Here is a 16,477-nt window from a genome sequence, read left to right as displayed (position 1 = left end):
CGTCCCCCTGGGGGCTAGCTTTCCGACCACATGCGCAAGAGATTGTGATAGGTGCCCGAGAGGGCGGCGACGCGCGGGTGTTCGGGCTGCTCCTGGCTGAGTTGCTGAATGCTCTGGTCCAGATCGAACAGCAGACGGCGCTGCTCCGCCGACTTGACCAGGCTGTGCGTCCAGAAGAACGAGGCATAGCGCGTGCCGCGTGTGACGGGGTTGACGCGGTGCAGGCTGGTGCCGGGGTAGACGATGGCGTCGCCCGCCGCCAGCTTCACGCTTTGCTGACCGAAGGTGTCTTCCACCATCAGTTCGCCACCTTCGTATTCGTCGGGATCGCTGAAGAAGACCGTGGTGGAGACATCGGTTCTGACCTTGATGGCGGTACCCGGAATGGTGAAGAACGCATTGTCGATATGGTTGCCATAAGTGCCTCCGCCCTCGTAGCGATTGAAGCGCGGCGGCAGGACCTTGAGCGGCAGGGCCGCCGACATGAACAGCGGGTTGCGGCCCAGCCGGTCCAGGATCAGATCACCTATCTGCTGGCCGGTCTTGCTGTCCAGTGGCAGCTGCAGATTGCGCTTGACCTGAGCCGCCACATGGCCGGCCGTGGCCTTGCCGTCCTGCCAACTGGCAGCTTCCAGCGCCTGACGGCAGTGGCGTACTTCATCGGGAGTGAGCAGGGCGGGTATGCGTAGCAGCATGGGTGGGTATCTGGCGGTTGTTGATCCTGGTCTCTCATTAACCATAGCTGCTTGCGCTTGCTGCATATTGTTTTCAATACCTTTTCATATTGAAATCATTGAAGGGCAAGCGTAACCAGCTATGGTTTTAAGTACCAGAATCCGACATTCTGAAAGAGTATCCGGGCAGTGTGCACGTAAAAAGCCCCGCTGGCATCCGGGGCCTGCGGGGCTTGGAGTGATGGTTTGCTGCAAGCCTGCGCCAGATCAAGCGCAGGCAGGGCTTGCATCAGTACGTGAACTTGAGCGAAGCCACGGCAGAGCGGCCAGCGGCCATGGTGGCGTAGTGGGGCGAACGCACGCCGCTGTAGTAGACCTTGTCGCCCAGGTTGAAGACGTTCAGCTGGAAGGCCAGATTCTTGTCGATCTGGTAGGCCATCATCGCGTCAAAGCGGGTGTAGCCGCCGACGCCCTTGGTCACGATGCCGCCATCCACGGTGGACACCGCGTAAGCTGCATTGACGCTGCTTTGCGCATAGATGCCCACACCCAGGGTCAGCTTGGGCATGGGCTTGTAGCTGGTCCACAGGCTGAAGCTGTGCTTGGGCGTGTTGATGAAAGCTTGACCATTGGCAGCGGAGGTGACGCACTTGAGAGGCGTACCGGAGCAAGTCTGTCCAGCATTCTTCTGCTCGCTATCCATATAGGTATAGCCGCCGAACACGCTCAGATTGGACAGGATCTGGCCGGTAAAGCCCAGTTCCAGTCCGTTGACCACCTTGTCGCCACCCATGAAGACGGCGCCTGTTCCGTCGGTAATACGGACGTTGGTGACGTTGTTGCGGAAGATTGCAGCAGACAGATTCAGCTTCTTGTCCAACAGATCCCACTTGGTACCCAGCTCGATGGAGCGGGTTTTCTCGGGCTTCAGATTGGCCAGCGCGTCGGAGGTGATTGCCAGGTCTTCGCTGCCGTTGCCCAGGGTCGAACCGCCGGGGCGCGAGGAGGTGCCGATATTGGCGTAGATGCTGCCATTGGTGGCAGGCTTGTAGACCAAACCCAGCTGGTAGTTGAACAGTGTGTCGCTGCGAGAGTAGTCGAAGGCGGCAGACTTGGCGTTGGTGATGGGGTTGGTGTAGTCGGGAGCCGCAGTCGACGTCTTGTAGTGGTCGACGCGCAGGCCCGCATTCAGCAGCCATTGATCATTGAACTTCAAGGTGTCGAAGCCATAGATCGCAACGGTGTCGATCTTGTTGCGGGTGGTGCGACCCTTGTCCCAGGCATAGTTCCAGGGAGTGGAGGCATCGGGATTGTTCAGCGAAGTGCACCACATATTGAGTGATGTGCAAGTGCTGGTGGTGCCGTCTTGTATGGCGCCGGACTGGGCGTCAGACTTCTCCTTGGACAGCTCCAGGCCAAAGGCATAGCTGTGGCCGATGGAGCCGGTCTGCTCCTTGCCGGTGAACTCGGTCACGTTCTGCAGGGTTTCCACATCAGAGAAGCGGAAGTTGCCACGACGCCAGACATAGCCGTTGAGAACGTTGCCCTTGGAGTCATCGGGCTGGGTCCAGACATAGTCCTGCTTGCTCTTGCTGTAGCGCAGGCTGTTGCGGATCTTGTTGGTGTCGGTGAACTTGTGTTCCACCGAGGCCGTGAACAGATCGCTCTTTTCCTTTTGGTAGTCACGGTTGTTCATGCCGTACCAGTTGGCGCTGTTGCTGCCATAGCTGGGGCGAACCGTCGAGCCGCCGGCCAGCTTGGCCATGGCGGCATTGCTGTACAGATAAGGCACGCCGCCGTCGGGCATGCTGTCGGTCTGCAGATGCTGCCAGGACAGCGTCACTTCGGTGGGCGTGCCCATGCCGAAGGTCACGGTGGGGGCAATGCCCCAGCGCTTGTTGTCGGGGCCGTTGCGGCCGGGAATGTCGGCGCTGTGACCCATGGCGTTCAAGCGAATGCCGGTGGTCTCGTTGATCTTGCGGTTGATGTCCAGCGTGCCGCGCAGATAGTTGTCGGTGCCCAGGCCCACGTCGCCCGAGATGAAATTCTCGTTCTTGGCCTTCTTGGTGGTGATGTTGATGGAGCCACCTGCGCCGCCACGACCGGCATAGGCCGAGTCCGCGCCCTTGATGACCTCCACGGACTCCACGTTGAACAGTTCGCGGGTTCCTGCAGAGATGTCACGCATGCCGTCCACAAAGGTGCTGGACTGCGCGTCCATGCCGCGGATGAAAGGTTGGTCGCCAGTGGGGTTGCCGCCTTCGCCGTTGCCGAAGGTGATGCCGGGGGTGGAGCGCAGGGCATCCTGCAGGCTGGTGGCACCCGTCTGCTTGATGATCTCCTCATTGATGACCTGAACGGTCTTGGGCGTGTCCAGCAGGGGCGCGGTGAATTTGCCCTGAGGGCTGGCTTCGGTCTTGAAGCTGGCGTCGGCAGCGGCTTCCACATTCACGGTGGACAAGGTGGTTTCCTGCTGAGCCATCGCGCTGGCGCCAATCAGGCACAGGCCTGCGGCAATCACGATTTGCTTGAGCTCGCAGCGCAAGCCGTTGGAGTCGGTCGGAGTCAGAGAGTGGTTGGACATGCTTTTGATGAGGAGTCGATTTTTGAAAAAAGCGTGCGGATTCTAGGTGATATTGATAATAATTCTCGATATCATTCAATAATGACTGCGGACACCCCACGTTTTGTTGCATTGCGGCAACAGACTGGCGGTCTGGATAGGCGGTGCGGAGCCTGCCCACCTATACAGCCACGAGTTTTCGGGATGGCGTAGGCGCTCTTGCCTTGGGTGGGTGCTTTGTTTACGTCAAGTAAAGTAAATAAAAGTGAGATGCATTTAGAATTTGCGCAACTAGAATGCCGCCTTGCTGTGCAAGCAAGGCCGGGCCTTGTGGCGCGATGTCGCGCAGGCTGGTTCGGCCCGGCGGCGATGCAATCCCAGAAAGTTCTGAATGACCGCGGCTTCCCCCAACGCTCCGCAGCGGGCGTACTGGCTCAAAAAATTACATGAGTGGCACTGGATCAGCTCCGCCATCTGCCTGATCGGCATGCTGCTGTTCGCTTTGACGGGATTCACCTTGAATCACGCCGGGCAGATCGAGTCCAAGCCCAAGGTCGAATCGCGTGATGCGCAATTGCCCCCGGAGCTGCTCGAAAAGCTGCAGCAAGCCCAGAAGCAGGGCGCGCAGGCTGCCAGCAAGGATGCAGTGGGCTTGCCTGCCGAGGTGGATGGCTGGCTGGCTCGGCAGATCAAGGTCAGTGCCAAGGGTTTTGCCGTGGAGTGGAGCGAAGACGAGGCCTATGTGCCCATGCCGCGCCCGGGTGGCGACGCCTGGCTGCGCGTGGACTTGAAGGAGGGATCGGTCGAGTACGAGAAGACCGACCGGGGCTGGATCTCCTACCTCAACGACTTGCACAAGGGGCGCAATACGGGCGGAGCCTGGAGCCTGTTCATAGATGTCTTTGCGATTGGCTGTCTGGTGTTCTGCATCACGGGTCTGCTGATTCTGAAGATGCATGCGCAGCGCCGGCCCATGACCTGGCCCATGGTCGGCCTGGGGCTGGTGCTGCCTGCGCTGCTGGTATTGCTGCTCGTGCATTGAAATGAGGCACATCCTGAGTCGCATCGCGCCCTCCCTCTTTAAGGGGGTGGCGGCCCTTGCTGGGGCAGCCCATGCTGGGGCAGCCCTTGTTGGCCGTCTCTGACTGGGGTTGTGCTCGTTTCATGCGATGTGGGAAAAGTTGACTGGAAATTTGTGAAGGAAGAAAAAATGGCGAAGCGGATTTTCAAGACCACGGTGGCGCTGAGCGCCGTGGTGGGCCTGCCGGCAATCGCGGGCGGCATGAATGTGACTGTGACTGTGCCCCAGTTGCAGGTGGCCGAATACCACAAGCCGTATGTTGCCCTGTGGCTGGAAAAGGCCGATGGCGGCGTGGCAGCCAATCTGTCCGTCTGGTATGACGCAAAGATGAAGAATGCCGAGGGCACCAAGTGGCTCAAGGACATGCGCCAGTGGTGGCGTCGTACGGGCCGTGAGCTGAGCTTTCCCATTGACGGCGTGACCCAGCCGACCAAGCCTGTGGGCAGCCATGCGCTGTCTTTTGCCGAAGGCAAGAACCCGCTGCCCCAGCTGGCTCCCGGTCAGTACAAGCTGATGGTGGAAGCCGCGCGTGAAGTCGGCGGCCGCGAGCTGGTGTCCATTCCCTTTGAGTGGCCCGTCAAGCAGGCCACCAGCCTGAGCGCCAATGGCAGCACCGAGCTGGGCGCGATCAAGCTGGAATTGAAGCCTTGATCTTGATTCTCACCCCCTGAGCGGCTTTGCCTAGGCGGCCCCGCCGCTTCCCCCTCTCTCGCTTCGCGGCAGGGGGACGACACCCTCGGTGCGGGGCGGCCCTTCCTTGGTGTCTCTTGCCTGCGTAGCGCCAGTTTTAGGGTGTTGCTTGGCCGTCACACCTCTCTCTCTTTTGATTTGTCACCCTTTTTGTTCTCAAGGACCCGATATGAAGTTCAAAACACGTGCTCTCGCTGCAGCCGCTCTGGCACTGACCGTACTGGGCGCCCAGGCGCATGATCTGTGGTTCAAGCCCTCCAGCACCGTGCTGTCCAAGTCCGACTGGGTGACGGTGGATGCGGCCGTGTCCAACGATGTGTTCTTCTTCAATCACCGTCCGCTGGGCCTGGAAGCCGTCAAGGTGACCGCGCCCGATGGCTCGGCGGTGGAAATGAAGAATGTCGCCAAGGGCGAGTTGCGCAGCATGTTCGACTTCAAGCCAGAAAAGACCGGCACCTACCGCGTAACCATGCTGATGACCGGCGTGATGGGTGGCTACAAGGATGCCAATGGCCAGCCCAAGCGCCTTCGTGGCTCGGTGGAAGAAGTGCTCAAGCAGATTCCCGCCGATGCCAAGGAAGTGCGCGTGACCGAGAATCTGCGCCGCATGGAAACCTTTGTGTCCCTGGGCAAGCCTTCGGCGCTGGCGCTGACCGGCAAGGGTCTGGAGCTCAAGCCCGTGACGCACCCCAATGATCTGGTGGCCAGCGAAGAGGCGACTTTCGAATTTCATCTTGACGGAAAGCCCGCTGCGGATCTGGAGCTGGAGCTGGTGGCCGACGGCATTCGCTACCGCGACGGTGTGGACGCCATGAAGCTCAAGACCGATGCCAAGGGCCAGGTCAAGATCAAGTTCCCCCGCGCAGGCCTGTTCTGGCTGAACGCCGATGCCACGGACAAGAAGACCAGCATTGCCAAGGCAACGGAGCGTCGCCTGGGCTATATCGCGACTCTGGAAGTCCTGCCTTAAGCGTTGGCGCTGGATGGACTGAATACGCGCCCGATCCGGGCGCGTCGTTGTTTTCGCTGCTGTTTTCGCCTTTGTCTGGATGCCCATGCCCACACCCCCCCGCGTACGCTTTGACGCCAGTCTCTGGCAACTGCCCTTGTCGGCGGCACAGAGTCAGGCTCGCGCTCGGATGCCGGCGCCGGACTTTGGCGTGCAGCGCTGGCGACCTGCAAGCCTGCAGCATCGGCAGGATGGGCGTATTCATCGCCTGTCCGGCCAGACCATGGGCACGCATTGGTCGCTGTGTCTGGCCAACCCGGATTACCTGCCCACCGAGCCGGCGCAGGCTCTGCTGGAGCAGGTGTTTGATGATGTCATCGCTCAGATGAGCAACTGGGAGACGGATTCGCTGATCACCCGGTTCAATCGTTCAGGACCCGGTCAAACGCATATAGTGCCGGCGGAGTTCGCCCATGTTCTGGAAGCGGCCTTGCACTGGAGCCGGCTATCCGGTGCGGCCCTGGATCCTGCCATGGGGGCGCTGGTCTCGCTGTGGGGGTTCGGGCCGCGCCAGAACCCGCTGCAGCCGCATTCAGGGCAGGCGCCGGCCGGCGATGAGATCGAGCGCTTGCTGAAGACCAGTGGCCACGGCCATCTGCGCTGGAATGCGCAAACCCGGCAGTTGCAGCAGTCCGGAGATCTGGAGCTGGATTTTTGCGGCATTGCCAAGGGCTTTGCCGTGGATTGGGCTGTGCGCAAGCTGCAGGCCGCAGGCTGGGCTGCGGGCATGCTCGAAATTGGCGGTGAGCTGCGCAGCTGGGGGGCGCGCCCTGATGGGCGGCCCTGGCAGGTGCAGTTGGGCACGGGCGGTTCTGCCGAGGCCGAGTCGCTGGTCGTGGCTTGCAGGGAGGGCGCTTTTGCCACCTCGGGCGATTTCTGGCATCAGTTCACGCAGGCCGGTAGGCGCTATTCGCACACGCTGGATCCGCGCACGGGCTGGCCGGTGACGCATGATCTGGCCAGCGTGACCGTGTTCCATGAGGAATGCATGCATGCCGATGCGCTGGCCACCGTGCTCACGGTGCTGGGTCCGCAGCAAGGCATGGACTTTGCCCGTGAACACGAGATTGCAGCCGTGCTCACATCGCATCTCGCATCCGATGGCAATGAGGCCCGCAGACGGGTGCTCAAGACACCGGCCTGGATCAACCTATTTGAGGCATGACAGTGGAATGGATTTTGACGCCCGAGCGCATCTATGGGGCTATGGGTTTGGTTGCAGCCTATGCAGGCATGTGCTGGGGTATTGGCACCAAGGTGCGCAAGCAGCGCCTGGCCGATGAGGCCGAGAGCAATGTCTCGCAAGGCGATGCTGCTGCGCCTGCCGTCCTGGTCGCCTATGCCAGCCAGACGGGACAGGCCGAGGCCCTGGCCCGTGCCACGGTCAAGATGCTGGTCGATGGCGGTCTGCAGGTGCGCCTGCTGCCCGTCGAGAAGCTGACGACCGAGCTGCTGCAGCACTATGCACACAGCCTGTGGCTGCTGTCCACCACAGGTGAGGGCGATGCGCCCGACCATGCGCTGGGCTTTGTCCAGCAGCTCATGGCTACGCAGCCTCAGCTGAGCCGGCACCAAAGCCTGGTGCTCGCGCTGGGTGATCGTGAATACCAGGAGTTCTGTGCGTTTGGTGTGCAAGTGCACGAGTGGTTGCAGGCCGGCGGCGCGCGCAGCAATCTGGTCTGCGTGGACAATATGGATGCCTTGAGCTTGCAGAGCTGGCAGACCCAGGTCGCTCAGATGCGACAGGGCTTGCTGGGCGAGTCTGCGCCAGCCCAGGAGCTGGATTCGGACTGGTTGCAGGCGCCGGCCAGCATACCTTTTGTGCTCAGTCGGCGGCGTTTGCTCAATCCTGGCAGCCAAGGCGGGGCACTGCACTTGCTGGAGTGGACGCCGCAGTCCGGCGAGCTGCCGCGCTGGGAGTCGGGCGATCTGGTGTCTCTGTGCGTGCCTGCCGACCCTGAGCGTGCGCGCGACTATTCGATCGCCTCGATCACGGCCGATGGCAGCCTGCAACTGCTGGTGCGCGAGAGCACGCGTGCCGATGGTTCACCGGGCCTTGCGTCGCACTGGCTGTGCTGCGGCATGGCCGAGGGGGATGTACTGCCGCTGACCTTGCGCGAGCACCGAGGCTTCAGACTCGGTGACAACGCCGGGCGGCCGCTGATTCTGATCGGCAATGGCTCGGGCCTGGCGGGCCTGCTCAGCCATATCAGGGCGCGTGTGCAGCAAGGGCTTGGTGATCAATGGCTGTTGTTCGGGGAGCGCAGCCCGCAGCACGACGCGCTATTTGCCGACCAATTGGGCGCATGGCTCAGGCAAGGCCGACTGGCACGGCTGGATCAGGCCTGGTCGCGCAACGGCAAGGATTCGCGCTATGTGCAGGATTTGCTGCGCAGCCATGCACAGGAAGTCCGGCAATGGGTGGAGCGTGGCGCGGCCATCTATGTCTGCGGCAGCCTGAGCGGCATGGGGCAAGGCGTGCATCTGACACTGCAGGCCATTTTGGGCGAGGCCAAGGTGGCCGAGCTGTTGGGCTCGGGCCTCTACCGGCGCGATGTGTATTGAAAAAGCCCGAGACCGGCTTTGCCTGTTGCTGTGCAGGGCGGCTTCACGCCGGGCTCGATCGCACAAGCCCCCGGCTTGCTTGGCACCAACAGCCGTTCGGCCGTGGGGTGCTTGTCTCAGAAACGCAAAAAGCTGGCTCAGGCCAGCTTTTTTGTGGTCAGCGCAAGCGCAGTGCTTACTTGACGTGCTTGCCGATCAGGCCGGCCATCTCGAACATGGAGACTTGGGGCTTGCCGAAGACTTCCTTGAGCTTGGCATCAGCGTTGATCATGCGCTTGTTGGCAGCATCTTGCAGGTTGTTGGCCTTGATGTAGACCCACAGCTTGCTGATGATTTCAGTGCGGGGCAGGGGATCCTTGCCAACCACGGCAGCCAGAGCGGCGCTGGGGGTCAGAGGTTTCATGAAGGCAGCGTTGGGAGTGCGCTTCTTAGCGGCGGGAGCTGCTGCCGGTGCTGCAGCGGGTGCCTTCTTTGCAGTTGCCATTTTGCTTATTCCTAATTGGGTAGTGGACTTATCACCAGCGAAATACAGCTGCAATCCACTGGCTGAGGCTGATGCTAATGGCAAAAAATCGCTCTTCCAAGCTAGTGGGCTGTTTTTTTGCCTCGATTTGTTGCTCTCAGGCCCTTTAGTGTCCGTTTTCACGGGTTTTTCCTTGAGAGTGTTGTGAAAAAGTTGCTCTCTGTGTGTGTCCGCAGGTGCTTGTGCTATGTCGGGTGCTCAGTGCAAGATGCGGGAGAGTTGGTTCTGTGGAGATTTTCATGAGCGATTCCTCGGCTTCACTTGGCTTTAGCACCTGCGATTTGTGCGATGCGCATATCAGTGACGACAGCAGCGATTTCCGCGTGCTGCCGCCCGTGTTCCACAGCTATGGCGGGCATGTCAGCTTTACGGGGGAGGTCAGCACCGTGCAGTGTCTGGACGACAACAGTCTGGTGCGAGCGGCGCTGGCCGAGCCGGGAGGTGGCCGTGTGCTGGTGGTCGATGGCGGCGGCTCGCTGCGCCGGGCTCTGGTGGGCGGTAATGTGGCGACATCGGCGGCCCAGAACGGCTGGGCCGGGGTGCTTGTCTATGGCTGCGTGCGCGACGTGGCAGAGCTGAAATCCACGCCCCTGGGTCTGTATGCGCTGGCGCTCAACCCCATGCCTACCGCCAAGCAAGGCCAGGGACTGCGCGATACCTATGTGCAGATCGCAGGCCTGTGGATTCGCCCGGGCGACTGGCTGTATGCCGACTCCGACGGCATTGTGCTGAGCCGCCGCAACCTGCTTGCCTGATGGCTGATGCTGGCTAACGCCTGATCTTCAATGAGCCGGGCCAGGTTGCAATCACAACGCTGGTCAGGGCTATGCCGAAGGCCAGCAATTGCATGCTGCCGATGCGCTCGCCCAGGGCCAGCGTACCCACCACAGCGGCGCTGATGGGCAGCAGCACGGTAAAAATTCCGGCTCGCGATGCGGGCACGGCGCGCAGCCCCGTCATCCACAGCCACACTGTCCAGACACAGGCGGCCAGGGCGTAAAACAGCAGCAGACCCCATGCAGGCACCGAAACCCGGGAAAAATCAAACTGCCAGGCCAGATAGAGCCCGGCGGGCGTGGAAAGCGCGAACCCCCAGAGATTGATCAGCGCCGTAATGCGCTTGGGGCTTACGCTGGCGGTGAGCTTTTTGCCGATCACGGCATATGCGGCCTCGCACAGCACGGCGGCAATCAGCAGCAACTGACCCAGGCCTTGCTGAGGATGCGCGGCTAGGCTGCTGCTTTCGGTCTTGCTCAAGGCATTCAGCCCTATGCCGGCCACTGCAAAAACAATGGCTGTCCAAGTACGCGCGCCAACGGCTTCGCGCAGAAAAAGCCAGCTCATTATGGCGACTGCGGCAGGAATTGCGGCCATGGTCACGCCCGCCGTGACCGCACTGGTCAAGGCCACGCCGCTGATCATGCAGAGCGTGAAAAGGAAATTGCCGAAGAAGGACTCAAAAAACAGCAGCCACTTGGTCTGCCTGCTCAGAGTTGTCTCGTGTGCAGGGGCCTTGAGCCAGCCCAGCATGGCCACGGCACCGATGCCAAAGCGCAGCCAAGCCAGCAGCATGACCGGAAAGATGGCCGCCAGAGGCTTGGACAAGGCCACATAGCTCCCTACCAAAGACATGCTGAGCGCCAGGCAGAGATAGGCGATGGGGCGACTGGGCGTGTGCATGGCGTGGCGAAATGGATGTCAATGACAAGAGGAGGTGATGCAAGGCAGTGTGGCAGGAGGGCTGTTGCATGCATTTGATTCAGAGCAGGGGGCTGTTGTTTTTTTGTTCTCGCCGCCTTGGGCACTGTGTCTTTGTCGTGTCACCTGGTTTTGTTCAAGTGGCTTGGTCAGTCCCGTGCCAAGTAAATGGGCAGATCAAGGCAGACGCCGGGACTTTTTTCGTGCCGCGTTCAAAGGATGCCGACTTGGGAGGCCGTGCTTGCGCAAATTTTTCATGAAGCAAGAATCCAATTTCTTATTATGAAAAATTGAAATGCTGCGCTGCCGCAAAATTTCTCAATACGAGAAATACGTTTTCTCATTGTGAAAAATAAAAATAAGCCATTGATTTTATTGAATATAAATTTCAGTCTTTTATAAGACATAAGACTTTGTTGAAGAACGTCGCAGACATAGAGTAGATCCCAAGGACGAACACCAAGTCATCTTGTTTTAACCGCTAAGGAGTGCACCATGCCCCAATCCCTGACTCAGCAACTGAGCCGTGAACAGCAAATCGCAGCCCTCGAAAAAGACTGGGCACAGAACCCACGCTGGAAGAGCGTAAAGCGCGGTTACAGCGCTGCCGATGTGGTGCGTCTGCGTGGCAGCCTGCAGCCTGAGTACACGCTGGCCCAGCGCGGCGCCGAAGTGCTGTGGGACAAGATTAACGGCAGCTCGAAGAAGGGCTATGTGAACGCCTTCGGCGCCATCTCTGCAGGCCAGGCCATGCAGCAGGCCAAGGCCGGTCTGGAAGCCGTGTACCTGTCGGGCTGGCAAGTAGCTGCCGACGGCAACACCTCCGAGACCATGTACCCCGACCAGTCGCTGTACGCCTATGACTCCGTGCCCACCATGGTGCGCCGCATCAACAACACCTTCAAGCGCGCCGATGAAATCCAGTGGGGCAAGGGCATCAACCCCGGCGACAAGGAGTTCATCGACTACTTCCTGCCCATCGTGGCTGATGCGGAAGCCGGCTTTGGCGGCGTGCTCAACGCGTTCGAGCTGATGAAGAACATGATTCAGGCAGGTGCTGCCGGCGTGCACTTTGAAGACCAGTTGGCCGCCGTCAAGAAGTGCGGCCACATGGGCGGCAAGGTGCTGGTGCCCACCCGCGAAGCGGTCGAGAAGCTGATCGCCGCCCGTTTTGCAGCTGACGTGATGGGCGTGCCCACCATTGTGCTGGCCCGTACCGATGCCGAAGCGGCCAACCTGATCACCAGCAACCATGACGAGAACGACATCCCGTTCCTGACTGGCGAGCGTACTCAGGAGGGCTTCTACCGTGTCAAGAACGGTCTGGAGCAATCCATCAGCCGCGGCGTCGCCTACGCTCCCTATGCGGATCTGGTGTGGTGCGAAACCGGTGTGCCCGATATCGGCTTTGCCCGCGAATTCGCCCAGGCCGTGCACGCAGCGTGCCCAGGCAAGCTGCTGAGCTACAACTGCTCGCCTTCGTTCAACTGGAAGAAGAACCTCAACGACAGCCAGATCGCTTCCTTCCAGGAAGACCTGTCCGCGCTGGGTTACAAGTTCCAGTTCATCACGCTGGCCGGCATTCACAGCAACTGGTACAACACCTTCAAGTTCGCTCACGAGTACGCTCGCGGCGAGGGCATGAAGCACTACGTGGAAATGATCCAGGAGCCCGAATTCGCGGCACGTGACAAGGGTTACACCTTTGTCTCGCACCAGCAGGAAGTGGGCGCAGGTTACTTCGACGACGTGACCACGGTGATCCAGGGCGGCTCTTCCAGCGTCAAGGCGCTGACCGGCTCCACCGAGGAAGAGCAGTTCCATTGAGCCACGATGAATCGTGATTCTGTCTAGGTAAAAAAAGGGGTTATGCGCCCGGGGCGAAAGTCTCGGGCGCTTTTTTGTTTGCCGGGTTAAAATGCCGCGACTTCAATTCACAAGGGCGAGAAAGGCATCAACGGTTATGACACCGCGAACTACATCGGAGATGTACTTCAGCTGCTGATGGCAGCTGGCGGTTCGCGCCTGCCCGAGATTTCTCGACCCCTCATCAAAGCGCGGACTGGTTCCGCGCTTTTTGCTTTCAGGTAACTCCAAAGCTCTGGCGCTGGCCCTCACCCACACAAATTTGGTTTGACAAGGAATTTCATGATCAACATCACGCTCCCCGATGGCTCCAAGCGCGAATATCCGGGCCCTGTTTCGGTCGCTGAGGTCGCTGCTTCGATCGGCACCGGCCTGGCCAAGGCGGCACTTGCCGGCAAGATCAACGGCAAGGTCGTGGACACCAGCTTTGTGATCGAGCAGGATTCGCCGCTGTCCATCATCACCGCCAAGGATGCCGACGGTCTGGAGGTGATCCGCCACTCTACCGCTCACTTGCTGGCCTATGCCGTCAAGGAGCTGTTTCCCGATGCGCAGGTCACCATCGGCCCGGTGATCGAAAACGGTTTCTACTACGACTTCTCGTACAAGCGTCCCTTCACGCCCGAAGATCTGGTCGCCATCGAAAAGAAGATGACCGAGCTGTCCAACAAGGACGAGCAGGTGGTGCGCCGCGTGCTGCCCCGCGACGAGGCCGTGCAGTACTTCAAGGGCATCGGCGAAGCCTACAAGGCCGAAATCATTGCCTCCATCCCCAGCAACGAGGATGTGAGCCTGTACCGCGAAGGCGCCTTCGAGGACCTTTGCCGCGGCCCTCACGTGCCCAGCACCGGCAAGCTCAAGCACTTCAAGCTGATGAAGGTGGCCGGTGCCTACTGGCGCGGCGACCATCGCAACGAGATGCTGCAGCGCATCTACGGCACCGCCTGGGCGACCAAGGATGAGCTCAAGGACTATCTGTTCCGCCTGGAAGAAGCCGAAAAGCGCGACCACCGCAAGCTGGGCCGCGAGCTGGATCTGTTCCACATCGACGAACACTCGCCAGGCACCGTGTTCTGGCACCCCAAGGGCTGGTCGGTCTGGCAGCAGGTCGAGCAGTACATGCGCAAGGTCTATCAGGACAACGGCTATCAGGAAGTGAAAGCCCCCCAGATTCTGGACAAGACCCTGTGGGAGAAGACCGGTCACTGGGACAAGTACCGCGAAAACATGTTCACCACCGATTCGGAAAAGCGTGAATATGCCCTCAAGCCCATGAACTGCCCGGGCCACATCATCATCTTCAAGCAAGGCATCAAGAGCTATCGCGATCTGCCGCTGCGTTTTGGCGAGTTCGGCAACTGTCACCGCAACGAGCCCACCGGCTCGCTGCACGGCATCATGCGTGTACGTGCCTTCACGCAAGATGATGGCCATATCTTCTGTACCGAAGACCAGATCGAGGCCGAGGTGACGGCTTTCACCTCGTTGCTGCAGAAGGTGTATGCGAACTTTGGCTTCACCAACATCCTGTACCGTCTGTCCACTCGCCCCGAAAAGCGCATCGGCACCGATGAGGCCTGGGACAAGGCAGAGAACGCGCTGGCCGAAGGTCTGCGCGCATCGGGTTGCGAGTTCGAGTATCTGCCGGGCGAGGGTGCGTTCTACGGCCCGAAGATCGAGTACACCCTGAAGGATGCGCTGGGTCGCGAATGGCAGTGCGGAACGATCCAGGTGGACCCGAACATGCCCGAGCGTCTCGATGCGGAATTCGTGGGCGAGGACGGCGAGCGCCATCGACCCATCATGCTGCACCGCGCCATTCTGGGTTCGCTCGAGCGTTTCATCGGCATTTTGGTCGAGCATCACTCGGGCGCGCTGCCTGCCTGGCTGGCTCCTGTACAGGCTGCCGTGCTCAATATTACGGACGCTCAGGCCGACTATGCGCAGGAAGTTGCGCAGAAGCTGCAAAAAGCATTGCCGAATCAAAGCCTTAGAGTGGTGACAGATCTGCGCAATGAAAAGATTACGTATAAAATACGCGAGCATTCCATGCAGAAGCTGCCCTACATCCTTGTCGCGGGCGATAAGGAGAAGGCCGCTGGTGCGGTTGCAGTGCGCGCCCGGGGTAACAAAGACCTCGGAGTGATGTCGGTTGATGCATTCATTGAATTGCTCTCCAAGGACATCACGGCCAAGGCCTGAAGCAGATTAATTTTTGTGGCGGGCCGGTCAGCGTGCAAGGCACGCTAGCCGGCTACGCTGTTGTAGCCATTTCAATCCAAGGGTGAAAACCATAGCTACTGAATTTCGCGATCGGCGCCACCGTGAAGAGCGCAAGCATCGACTGAACCGAGAAATCATGGCGCCTGAAGTGCGTCTGTCTGGTCCTGACAACGAGCCTCTGGGCATCGTGCCGCTGCTAGAAGCGCTGCGCATGGCCGGTGAGTTGGATGTCGACCTGGTGGAAATTGCGGCCAACGCATCTCCTCCGGTCTGCCGTTTGATGGATTACGGCAAGTTCAAGTACCAGGAACAGAAGAAGGCTGCCGAAGCCAAGGCCAAGCAGACCGTCATCGAAATCAAGGAAGTGAAGTTCCGCCCTGGTACGGATGATGGTGACTACAACATCAAGCTGCGCAATATCCGCCGTTTTCTGGCGGAAGGCGACAAGTGCAAGATCACGCTGCGTTTCCGCGGCCGTGAAATCACGCACCAGCAGCTGGGTCTGAATCTGCTCAACCGTCTGCGCGACGATCTGGCCGATTCCATCCAGGTGGAGCAGTTCCCCAAGCTGGAAGGCCGTCAGATGATCATGATGGTGGCGCCGTCTCGTGCAGGCGGCAAGAAGCCTGCCGGTGGTGCAAAACCACAAGGTGATGGCGTCGCTGCTGCACCTGAAGCTGCAGATAAGGCATAATTGCTGTTTTGCCTTGCGGGCAAGAGTGGGCTTGGCCCACTTTTGCAGGACTTACGCAAACAAGGATGTCGCAACGGTCAGCTTCTTTTAGAAGATGCCTTGCCTAAGGCCTGATTTGCGTAAGTCGTTTTTGTGCGGCGACAAAGAATTTGCAGGCTTGCCTGCAAGACGTCAGTCCGGCCTGGCCGGACTGACAAACAAGTGCCTCGGAGGCCAGCGAAGTGTGTGCAGGTTGCACACCGCCTTGCGAGCACAAATTCAATAGGAGCATTCACATGCCCAAAATGAAGACTAAGAGCAGCGCGAAGAAGCGTTTTCGCGTTCGTCCCGGTGGTACCGTCAAGCGCGGTCAAGCCTTCAAGCGTCACATCTTGACCAAGAAGACCACGAAGAACAAGCGTCACCTGCGTGGCATTGTCAACGTGCATGAAGGCGATATGGGCTCCATCGCAAAGATGTTGCCTGGCGCTGGTCTGTAATTCACTGACGAACTAGGAGAAAACACATGCCTCGCGTCAAACGTGGTGTAACGGCCCGTGCCCGTCACAAAAAAGTTCTGAATCTGGCCAAGGGTTTCCGCGGTCGCCGTGGTAACGTCTTCCGCGTTGCCAAGCAAGCGGTCATGAAGGCTGGTCAATACGCCTACCGTGACCGTCGTACCAAGAAGCGCGTGTTCCGTCAGCTGTGGATCGCTCGTATCAACGCTGCTGCACGTGAACTGGGTCTGACTTACAGCCAATTCGCCAACGGCCTGAAGAAGGCTGCCATCGAAATCGACCGCAAGATGCTGGCCGATATCGCCGTGCACGACAAGGCTGCTTTTGCAGCTATCGTCGACCAAGTCAAGGCCAAGCTGGCTGCCTGAGGTCACGATCGGTAGTTACTCTTGTA

Annotated in this window: 15 protein-coding genes; 11 read left to right on the top strand and 4 right to left on the bottom strand. The window is 59.8% G+C overall.

What is annotated here, in order from left to right; genetic code table 11:
• Positions 1-14: 14 nt before the first annotated feature.
• The gene (locus tag AC1RTQ_RS14440; RefSeq protein WP_302090024.1) at positions 15-695 is read right to left on the bottom strand and encodes a Fe2+-dependent dioxygenase; all 681 of its coding nucleotides are present in this window, start codon (positions 693-695) and stop codon (positions 15-17) included.
• 268 nt (positions 696-963) lie between these two features.
• Positions 964-3,258: a TonB-dependent receptor gene (locus AC1RTQ_RS14435; RefSeq protein WP_492876715.1), complete on the bottom strand. Its 2,295-nt coding sequence runs from the start codon at positions 3,256-3,258 to the stop codon at positions 964-966.
• A 370-nt stretch (positions 3,259-3,628) separates the two neighbouring features.
• On the opposite strand from AC1RTQ_RS14435, the gene AC1RTQ_RS14430 reads away from it, so the two are divergent.
• The 5 genes from AC1RTQ_RS14430 to AC1RTQ_RS14410 all read left to right on the top strand — a co-directional run bounded on the left by AC1RTQ_RS14430 (position 3,629) and on the right by AC1RTQ_RS14410 (position 8,582).
• Positions 3,629-4,279 carry a PepSY-associated TM helix domain-containing protein gene (locus AC1RTQ_RS14430; protein ID WP_302090026.1) on the top strand — a complete coding sequence of 217 codons (651 nt, stop codon included), beginning with the start codon at positions 3,629-3,631 and terminating at the stop codon, positions 4,277-4,279.
• A 168-nt stretch (positions 4,280-4,447) separates the two neighbouring features.
• Positions 4,448-4,969, top strand: a complete 522-nt coding sequence (locus AC1RTQ_RS14425) for a DUF2271 domain-containing protein (protein WP_492876713.1) — start codon at positions 4,448-4,450, stop codon at positions 4,967-4,969.
• Between the two features lie 208 nt (positions 4,970-5,177).
• Positions 5,178-5,978: a DUF4198 domain-containing protein gene (locus AC1RTQ_RS14420; protein WP_034365640.1), complete on the top strand. Its 801-nt coding sequence runs from the start codon at positions 5,178-5,180 to the stop codon at positions 5,976-5,978.
• Between the two features lie 85 nt (positions 5,979-6,063).
• Positions 6,064-7,182, top strand: a complete 1,119-nt coding sequence (locus AC1RTQ_RS14415) for an FAD:protein FMN transferase (RefSeq protein ID WP_492876711.1) — start codon at positions 6,064-6,066, stop codon at positions 7,180-7,182.
• Positions 7,179-8,582, top strand: a complete 1,404-nt coding sequence (locus AC1RTQ_RS14410) for a sulfite reductase subunit alpha (protein ID WP_492876709.1) — start codon at positions 7,179-7,181, stop codon at positions 8,580-8,582. The genes AC1RTQ_RS14415 and AC1RTQ_RS14410 overlap by 4 nt, the downstream gene beginning before the upstream one ends.
• A 175-nt stretch (positions 8,583-8,757) precedes the next feature.
• Here the strand turns inward: AC1RTQ_RS14410 and AC1RTQ_RS14405 are convergent, their stop codons facing one another.
• Positions 8,758-9,066, bottom strand: a complete 309-nt coding sequence (locus AC1RTQ_RS14405) for an SWIB/MDM2 domain-containing protein (RefSeq protein WP_003053560.1) — start codon at positions 9,064-9,066, stop codon at positions 8,758-8,760.
• A 278-nt stretch (positions 9,067-9,344) separates the two neighbouring features.
• On the opposite strand from AC1RTQ_RS14405, the gene rraA reads away from it, so the two are divergent.
• Positions 9,345-9,860: a ribonuclease E activity regulator RraA gene (gene rraA, locus AC1RTQ_RS14400; protein ID WP_492876706.1), complete on the top strand. Its 516-nt coding sequence runs from the start codon at positions 9,345-9,347 to the stop codon at positions 9,858-9,860.
• A gap of 13 nt (positions 9,861-9,873) precedes the next feature.
• Here rraA and AC1RTQ_RS14395 read toward each other — a convergent pair whose 3' ends face one another.
• Positions 9,874-10,785 carry a DMT family transporter gene (locus AC1RTQ_RS14395; RefSeq protein WP_492876704.1) on the bottom strand — a complete coding sequence of 304 codons (912 nt, stop codon included), beginning with the start codon at positions 10,783-10,785 and terminating at the stop codon, positions 9,874-9,876.
• Positions 10,786-11,298: 513 nt separating this feature from the next.
• On the opposite strand from AC1RTQ_RS14395, the gene aceA reads away from it, so the two are divergent.
• The 5 genes from aceA (at position 11,299) to rplT (ending at position 16,451) form a co-directional block, all read left to right on the top strand.
• Entirely contained in the window at positions 11,299-12,630 is a 1,332-nt protein-coding gene (gene aceA, locus AC1RTQ_RS14390; RefSeq protein ID WP_003053566.1) for an isocitrate lyase, read from the top strand.
• Positions 12,631-12,951: 321 nt separating this feature from the next.
• On the top strand, positions 12,952-14,871 hold the full coding sequence (gene thrS / locus AC1RTQ_RS14385; RefSeq protein WP_492876702.1) for a threonine--tRNA ligase: 1,920 nt from the start codon (positions 12,952-12,954) through the stop codon (positions 14,869-14,871).
• An 82-nt stretch (positions 14,872-14,953) separates the two neighbouring features.
• Complete coding sequence (gene infC / locus AC1RTQ_RS14380; protein ID WP_302090032.1) at positions 14,954-15,586, top strand: translation initiation factor IF-3; 633 nt, start codon at positions 14,954-14,956, stop codon at positions 15,584-15,586.
• A gap of 275 nt (positions 15,587-15,861) precedes the next feature.
• Positions 15,862-16,065 carry a 50S ribosomal protein L35 gene (gene rpmI, locus AC1RTQ_RS14375; protein WP_034365623.1) on the top strand — a complete coding sequence of 68 codons (204 nt, stop codon included), beginning with the start codon at positions 15,862-15,864 and terminating at the stop codon, positions 16,063-16,065.
• A 26-nt stretch (positions 16,066-16,091) separates the two neighbouring features.
• Positions 16,092-16,451 carry a 50S ribosomal protein L20 gene (gene rplT / locus AC1RTQ_RS14370; RefSeq protein ID WP_003053572.1) on the top strand — a complete coding sequence of 120 codons (360 nt, stop codon included), beginning with the start codon at positions 16,092-16,094 and terminating at the stop codon, positions 16,449-16,451.
• Positions 16,452-16,477 lie beyond the last annotated feature (26 nt).

Source organism: Comamonas sp. GW821-FHT11H03 (assembly GCF_058807955.1).
The sequence above is the reverse complement of the archived record's forward strand: the minus strand, read 5'-3'. Positions and strand labels throughout refer to the sequence as shown.

Coding starts and splice junctions, on each gene's coding strand:
- AC1RTQ_RS14415 (WP_492876711.1), top strand. CDS start 6,064: ATGCCCACACCCCCCCGCGTACGCTTTGACGCCAGTCTCTGGCAACTG.
- rpmI (WP_034365623.1), top strand. CDS start 15,862: ATGCCCAAAATGAAGACTAAGAGCAGCGCGAAGAAGCGTTTTCGCGTT.
- AC1RTQ_RS14425 (WP_492876713.1), top strand. CDS start 4,448: ATGGCGAAGCGGATTTTCAAGACCACGGTGGCGCTGAGCGCCGTGGTG.
- rplT (WP_003053572.1), top strand. CDS start 16,092: ATGCCTCGCGTCAAACGTGGTGTAACGGCCCGTGCCCGTCACAAAAAA.
- rraA (WP_492876706.1), top strand. CDS start 9,345: ATGAGCGATTCCTCGGCTTCACTTGGCTTTAGCACCTGCGATTTGTGC.
- AC1RTQ_RS14430 (WP_302090026.1), top strand. CDS start 3,629: ATGACCGCGGCTTCCCCCAACGCTCCGCAGCGGGCGTACTGGCTCAAA.
- AC1RTQ_RS14435 (WP_492876715.1), bottom strand. CDS start 3,258: ATGTCCAACCACTCTCTGACTCCGACCGACTCCAACGGCTTGCGCTGC.
- AC1RTQ_RS14420 (WP_034365640.1), top strand. CDS start 5,178: ATGAAGTTCAAAACACGTGCTCTCGCTGCAGCCGCTCTGGCACTGACC.
- thrS (WP_492876702.1), top strand. CDS start 12,952: ATGATCAACATCACGCTCCCCGATGGCTCCAAGCGCGAATATCCGGGC.
- AC1RTQ_RS14405 (WP_003053560.1), bottom strand. CDS start 9,066: ATGGCAACTGCAAAGAAGGCACCCGCTGCAGCACCGGCAGCAGCTCCC.
- AC1RTQ_RS14440 (WP_302090024.1), bottom strand. CDS start 695: ATGCTGCTACGCATACCCGCCCTGCTCACTCCCGATGAAGTACGCCAC.
- AC1RTQ_RS14395 (WP_492876704.1), bottom strand. CDS start 10,785: ATGCACACGCCCAGTCGCCCCATCGCCTATCTCTGCCTGGCGCTCAGC.
- AC1RTQ_RS14410 (WP_492876709.1), top strand. CDS start 7,179: ATGACAGTGGAATGGATTTTGACGCCCGAGCGCATCTATGGGGCTATG.
- aceA (WP_003053566.1), top strand. CDS start 11,299: ATGCCCCAATCCCTGACTCAGCAACTGAGCCGTGAACAGCAAATCGCA.